Raw genomic sequence first — 6,275 nt, 5'->3', positions numbered from 1 at the left:
GAGCCGTCCCACCACCCGACACCCCACCCCCACCCAACACCCGCTACCCCCACCACCCATAGCCAACGAACCGCCGACCAGCCGCCCCACCACCCGGGAGCGGCCTATCGGCACGCGCGCTACGCCACGCGCATCGCGAAGAGCATCCCTGGCCAGTCCGGGCCCATCTCCCGCGGCACCGTGAACGGCGCGACCTCCTCGAAGCCCTGGCTTGCGTACCAGCGCTTCAACCGGCCGTCGTCGCCCGCGAAGCAGTCCACGCGTATCAGCCCGTGCCCGCGCCGCCGCGCCTCCTCCTTTGCGGTGGCGATGAGCAGACCGCCGACGTTCCGGCCCTTGAAGCCACGCGAGGTGGCCAGCAGATTGACGTAGAGCTCGGGCTCTTCGGCCGGGTGGATATAGGCGCCGGGGGTCTCCGAGACCGAGAGGATGCCCGCGATCTCGCCGCCCTCGGTCTCCGCGACGCTCAACTCGCGGCGGGCGATGCGGTCGGTGATCAGGCTCACCCGGGCTGGGACGGCGGACCAGTGCGTGGTTCCCCACTGCGCGGTGCGGCCGAGGGAGATCAGCCAGTCCATGATGCCGTCCATCAGCGCTAGCACTCCTGCAGCGTCCTCGGGCGCGGCCACGCGGATCCGCAGCGACTGCTGTCCGGTAGCCACGGAAGCCACGGACTCCACGGACTCTGACGACGAGAAGTTGATCTCACTGGTCATGCGCTTCGTTCTACCACTCGCGACTGACACTGACGATCCGTCGTACACCGTCGTTTTCGTCCGGCTGGTGGGCGTTGCTGTGGACAGGCGTTTCGCATCGGGCAGGGTTCGGCGAGACTGCCGACATGAGACTCTTCCTCGCCGTCGTGCCGCCCGATTCGGTGCTGCAGGAGCTGGACGCCGCGGTGCGTCCGTTGCGTCGGCTGCCGCAGGGAGCGGGGTTGCGGTGGACGGCGCTGGAGACGTGGCATCTGACGCTCGCCTTTCTCGGGCACCTGGACGCCGAGCAGCTCGCGGCGCTGGAGCCGCGCCTCGCTCACGTGGCGCACGAGCACCCGGCGCACGTCCTGCGGCTCAGCGGCGGAGGCCGCTTCGGGGACCGGGCGCTGTGGGCCGGAGTGGGCGGCGAGACGAAGGAGCTGCGCCGCCTCGCGGAGGAGGTCTGCGACGCGGCCCGGCGCAGCGGGATCCCGGTCGACGACCGGCCGTTCCGCGGTCATCTGACTCTGGCCCGCAGCGGCTCGGCACGGTCGGATCTGCGGCCGTTCGCGCGTGAGTTGGAGGAGTACGAGGGCGGGCAGTGGACGGCGGGGTCGATCCACTTGATCCGCAGTTACCTCGGTGCCGGACCGGTCCGGTACGAGACGCTTCAGGAGTGGCCGCTCACGGCCGACAGCGCGGCCGGGTAACTTCCCTCGGTCGGTTCCGCAGACTCCGACTCCGCAGACTCCGACTCCGGCGACTCCGACTCCGGAGACTCCGACGACTCCGACGTCGCCTCCCGAAGCGCGGGCTCCGCCGGGTGCAGCCAGCGGCGGCAGAGGAGCAGCAGCACAGCTCCCGCCGTGATCCCGGCGCAGGCGACCAGCGCCGCCGCGCGCAGTGAACTGCCCACGACCACACCGGAGGCGGCGGAACCGAGTGCGTTGCCGGTGGAGAACACCGTGACCAGCCAGGCGAAGGCCTCGGTCGTGGTCCCGGCGGGGGCGAGCTCGGCTATCAGGACGAAGGCGGCGGCCAGCAGCGGAGCCAGACCGAGGCCGGAGAGGGTGGCGGCCAGGCTCATGCCCAGCGGGCCGGGGACGGTGAGCAGCGGTAGGTAGCAGACGGCCATGCCCGCGGCCAGCGCCCATGTCCGGGTGGAGGTGGGACGCTTCCAGCGGACCGCGCCGTAGGCGAGTGCGCCGAGCAGGCCGGCGAAGGCGGCCAGCGCGAGCAGCAGTCCCGCGCCGCCCGGAAGGCCGTGGTGCTCCTGGGCATAGGCGACGAAGAGGATGTTCTGCCCGCCGACGGACCAGCCGGTCCCGGCGAACGCGAGCAGGAGCAGCACCAGCCCGCGGGACCGCAGCGGTCCGAGCCAGTGGTGCGGTGAACGGCCGCCGTTCGACGAGCCGTCGCCCTTCGCGCTCGCGGCTACCGGACGCCAGGCGCGGGCGGGGCCGGAGGTGGCCACGACCAGCGTCCCGGCCAGGCCCAGTCCGGCGGCGAGCCAGAGCGCCGCGCGCGCAGGGCCGAACGCGGCGATGCCTGCGACGAGCAGCGGACCGGCGACGTAGAGCAGTTGCTGTGAGGCGGAGTCCAGCGCGTAGGCGGTCTCCAGCTGCTCCTCGTCGACGATCTCGGGCCACAGCGCGCGCAGGCAGGGCTCCAGTGGCGGCATGGCGAGGCCGGCCAGTGCGGCTCCGGCCATGGCCAGCGCCGCCGAGCCGGGGGCCAGTGCCAGCAGGACGTAGCCACCGGCGGCAACCACGGCGGAGGAGAGCAGCACCCGGGGCTGGCCGAGCCGGTCGACGGCACGGCCGAGGACCGGCCCGCCGATGGCCGCGGCGATCGCGTAGCAGGCGGTGGTCAGCCCGATCTGCGCGTACCCGGCTCCGGCGGCGCGCAGGGCCAGCGCGATGGCCACGACCGTCATCCCCGCGGGCAGGCGTCCGGTGAGGGTACCGGCGAGCAGGCGGGTGACGAGCGGGGCGCGGAGCACGGAGAGATAGCCCATGTGTAAAGAAGTTATACGTATAACTAGCTGCTGTCCAACCAGTGCCGCTGTCCAACTGGTGGCGTCGCCGGGCAGTCGGTCGTCCCGATCCTGGTCGCCGCCCGCGAGGGCACGCTGGACCGGATCGCCTTCGCCGCCCACGGCGATGTGGAGTCGGACGTGCACGATGACATGCACGGTGACGTGCGCGGTGACGTGCACGGTGCCGTGCGCGGCGACCCGAATGCGACCGATAATGTCGGGATTGCGACGGAACGTGCTCCGGAATCGGTCGGCTGAGTACTCACGCTGAGGCGCCGCCGTAAAAGGCAGAGGGCCTCGCCCCGCGAAATGCGGGGCAGGCCCTCTTGGGTACTACTTAGGCGTGCTTGACTCTCGGGAAGTCAGTCCTGGATGGGGTTCAGCCCACCGGGGTGACGTTCTCCGCCTGCGGGCCCTTCGGGCCCTGGGTGACGTCGAACTCGACGGGCTGGTTCTCCTCCAGCGAGCGGAAGCCGCTCGAGTTAATGGCGGAGTAGTGGACGAAGACATCGGGGCCGCCGCCGTCCTGGGCGATGAAGCCGAAGCCCTTCTCGGCGTTGAACCACTTGACGGTTCCGGTCGCCATACCGTTCTCCTTGCGAGGGACGTAAAGGACGCCACACCTCGTGGCATCCGGTCCGCTGCGCTGATTGCCCCGAGTGCCTTCGTGCCTTCAGCTACTTCTTTGCAAAAGCCCTGAAAACCACAGAAGCCCGCGGTCACATGTGCTCCGCAGGCTTCAGTACTGCATGGGAAATCAAACTGCAACTGAAGAAACCCTAGCACGCAGTGCGGGCCCCGACCAGAGTGATCCACGCCGCGGGTCTACTGTTCTTCGCGTGGACACCGAACAGCAGGACACCGCACCGGGGGACACCTCTCACGCACAGGGGCAGACCCCCCAGGCAGACGAGCACACCCCGCGCGCGCAGCGGCCGCGGGTGGGACACATCCAGTTCCTGAACTGCCTGCCGCTCTACTGGGGGCTCGCCCGTACGGGCAGCCTTCTCGATCTGGACCTGACCAAGGACAATCCGGACAACCTCAACGACGCGCTCGTCGCCGGCCAGCTCGACATCGGGCCGATCTCCTGCGTCGAGTACCTGCGCCACGCCGACCAGTTGACCGTGCTGCCCGACATCGCCGTCGGCAGCGACGGGCCCGTGATGTCGTGCCTGATCGTCACCGAGCTGCCGCTGGAGGAGCTGGACGGCCGCCGGGTCGCCCTGGGGTCGACGAGCCGGACGTCGGTGCGGCTGGCGCAGTTGCTGCTGGCCGAGCGGTTCGGGGTCCAGCCCGAGTACTACACCTGCCCGCCCGATCTCAGCTCGATGATGCAGGAGGCGGACGCGGCGGTGCTGATCGGCGACGCCGCACTGCGGGCTTCGCTGCACGACGCGCCCCGGCTCGGGTTGCAGGTCCACGACCTCGGCGCGATGTGGAAGGAGTGGACGGGACTCCCGTTCGTCTTCGCCGTCTTCGCGGCCCGGCGCGAGTACCTCGCCCGGAACCCCGAGGTGGTGGGTGAGGTGCACCGGATGTTCCTGGAGTCGCGGGACCTCTCCATGGAGGAGATCGACAAGGTCTGCGAGCAGACCGCCCGCTGGGAGGCGTTCGACGCTGCGACGCTGCGGCGCTACTACACCGGCGCGCTGGACTTCAGCTTCGGCGAGCGGCAGCTGACCGGGATGCGCGAGTTCGCCTCCCGGGTCGGCCTCGGCACGGACGACGTCCAGCTCCTCGCGCCGTGACCTGAGCTCCTCGCGCCGTGACCTGAGCTGCTTGCTCCGGGTCGGCCGCAAGCGCGCGTCCGACCGGGTGCGCGACCGGGTGTGCCCCACCGGATCGGAAAAGGCGCTGGCGTAGGCTGACGGGGTGACCACGCCCGCAGCAGACACCAGCGCCACCCTCCAGGAAGTCCTCGACCGCGCCGCGGTCGGCGGGCGCATCAGCGCCGACGAGGCGCTTGAGCTCTACCGCCACGCGCCGTTGCACGCGCTCGGTGCGGCAGCGGACGCCGCACGTCGGCGGCGGTACGCCGGGACCGAGCACATCGCGACGTACATCATCGAGCGCAACATCAACTACACGAACGTCTGTGTGACGGCGTGCAAGTTCTGCGCCTTCTACGCCGCGCCGAAGGACACCGAGAAGGGCTGGTCCCGCGACCTCGACGAGATCCTGCGCCGCTGCGCGGAGACGGTCGAGCTGGGCGGCACCCAGATCATGTTCCAGGGCGGCCACCACCCGGACTACGGCGTCGACTACTACGAGCGCGCCTTCTCCGCCATCAAGAAGGACTTCCCGCAGCTGGTGATCCACTCCCTCGGCGCGTCCGAGGTCGAGCACATGGCGCGGATCTCCGGCGTCTCCGCCGAGGAGGCGATCAGCCGGATCCACGCCGCGGGGCTTGACTCCTTCGCCGGCGCGGGCGCCGAGTTGCTGCCGGAGCGCCCGCGCAAGGCGATCGCACCGCTCAAGGAGTCCGGTGAGCGCTGGCTGGAGATCATGGAGCTGGCGCACACCCTGGGCGTCGAGTCCACCTCCACCATGCTGATGGGCACCGGCGAGACCAACGCCGAGCGGATCGAGCACCTGCGGATGATCCGCGACGTGCAGGACCGCACCGGCGGCTTCCGCGCGTTCATCCCCTACACCTACCAGCCGGAGAACAACCACCTGAAGGGTCGCACCCAGGCGACGCTCTTCGAGTACCTGCGGCTGATCGCGGTGGCCCGGCTCTACCTGGACAACATCGCGCACATCCAGGGCTCCTGGCTGACCGTCGGCAAGGAGATGGGTCAGCTCTCGCTGCACTACGGCGCCGACGACCTCGGCTCCGTGATGCTGGAGGAGAACGTGGTCTCCTCGGCCGGGGCCAAGCACCGCTCCAACCGCATGGAGCTGATCCAGCTCATCCGCTCCGCGGGCCGCGTCCCGGCGCAGCGTGCCACCACCTACGAGCACCTGGTCGTCCACGACGACCCGGCCAAGGACCCGGTGGACGACCACGTCTTCTCGCACATCGCCTCCACGGCGATCGCGGGCGGGACGGCGCACCCCGAGCTGAAGCTGCTCAGCAGCAACTGATGTCGGTTGTGAGCTGACCTGTGTTCACCATTCATGCGGGGACGGACGGCTGCGCGGTGGCGGTCGAGCGCGAGCGCATCGTCGCGGTTGTCGAGAAGGATGCTGCGCTGGTCGGCGTCGACGCGCTGCGCGCCGAGTACCCCGGCGCGCGTGTGCGCGAATGGCCGGGCGAGGTGCGTGCGGGCGAGGCATGGGACGGGCCGCTGCCGGACGCCCCCAGCCCGCGTGAGCGGGTGCACGCGCTGCTGCTGCGCGGAGTGACGGCGGTGGCGGCGCGCTCGCTGGACGAGGACCCGGCGTTGGCCCCGGCCGCCGCCCGGGTCGGGCTGCTGGTCGGGTCGCCCGCCCGGCTCGACCCCGGCGCCCGCGCCGACTTCGCCGTCTTCGCCGCCGACGGCAGCTGCCTGGCAACCGTCCTCGGCGGGCGTCTCGTCCATCGCCGGGCTTGAGCA

Annotated in this window: 7 protein-coding genes; 4 read left to right on the top strand and 3 right to left on the bottom strand. The window is 70.7% G+C overall.

Features of this window, described 5'->3' with window-relative positions:
* Positions 1–119: 119 nt before the first annotated feature.
* Entirely contained in the window at positions 120–716 is a 597-nt protein-coding gene (locus tag ABH940_RS35680) for an N-acetyltransferase family protein (RefSeq protein ID WP_370072915.1), read from the bottom strand.
* A 125-nt stretch (positions 717–841) separates the two neighbouring features.
* Between ABH940_RS35680 and thpR the strand changes: the two genes are divergently transcribed.
* Complete coding sequence (gene thpR / locus ABH940_RS35675) at positions 842–1,405, top strand: RNA 2',3'-cyclic phosphodiesterase (RefSeq protein WP_370072914.1); 564 nt, start codon at positions 842–844, stop codon at positions 1,403–1,405.
* Here the strand turns inward: thpR and ABH940_RS35670 are convergent.
* Together ABH940_RS35670 and ABH940_RS35665 are read right to left on the bottom strand one after the other, a co-directional pair.
* Positions 1,366–2,877, bottom strand: coding sequence for an MFS transporter (locus tag ABH940_RS35670; protein ID WP_370107165.1), 1,512 nt, complete (start codon positions 2,875–2,877; stop codon positions 1,366–1,368). The genes thpR and ABH940_RS35670 overlap by 40 nt on opposite strands.
* 235 nt (positions 2,878–3,112) lie before the next feature.
* Positions 3,113–3,319 carry a cold-shock protein gene (locus ABH940_RS35665; protein ID WP_370072912.1) on the bottom strand — a complete coding sequence of 69 codons (207 nt, stop codon included), beginning with the start codon at positions 3,317–3,319 and terminating at the stop codon, positions 3,113–3,115.
* Between the two features lie 355 nt (positions 3,320–3,674).
* On the opposite strand from ABH940_RS35665, the gene ABH940_RS35660 reads away from it, so the two are divergent.
* The 3 genes from ABH940_RS35660 to ABH940_RS35650 all read left to right on the top strand — a co-directional run bounded on the left by ABH940_RS35660 (position 3,675) and on the right by ABH940_RS35650 (position 6,272).
* On the top strand, positions 3,675–4,484 hold the full coding sequence (locus tag ABH940_RS35660; RefSeq protein WP_370072919.1) for a menaquinone biosynthetic enzyme MqnA/MqnD family protein: 810 nt from the start codon (positions 3,675–3,677) through the stop codon (positions 4,482–4,484).
* Positions 4,485–4,608: 124 nt separating this feature from the next.
* Entirely contained in the window at positions 4,609–5,823 is a 1,215-nt protein-coding gene (gene mqnC / locus ABH940_RS35655; protein WP_370072911.1) for a cyclic dehypoxanthinyl futalosine synthase, read from the top strand.
* Positions 5,824–5,843: 20 nt separating this feature from the next.
* The gene (locus tag ABH940_RS35650; RefSeq protein ID WP_370072910.1) at positions 5,844–6,272 is read left to right on the top strand and encodes a hypothetical protein; all 429 of its coding nucleotides are present in this window, start codon (positions 5,844–5,846) and stop codon (positions 6,270–6,272) included.
* The last annotated feature ends 3 nt before the right edge of the window (positions 6,273–6,275 follow it).

The organism is Streptacidiphilus sp. BW17 (assembly GCF_041262485.1).
Taxonomy (GTDB): domain Bacteria; phylum Actinomycetota; class Actinomycetes; order Streptomycetales; family Streptomycetaceae; genus Streptacidiphilus.
The sequence above is the reverse complement of the archived record's forward strand: the minus strand, read 5'-3'. Positions and strand labels throughout refer to the sequence as shown.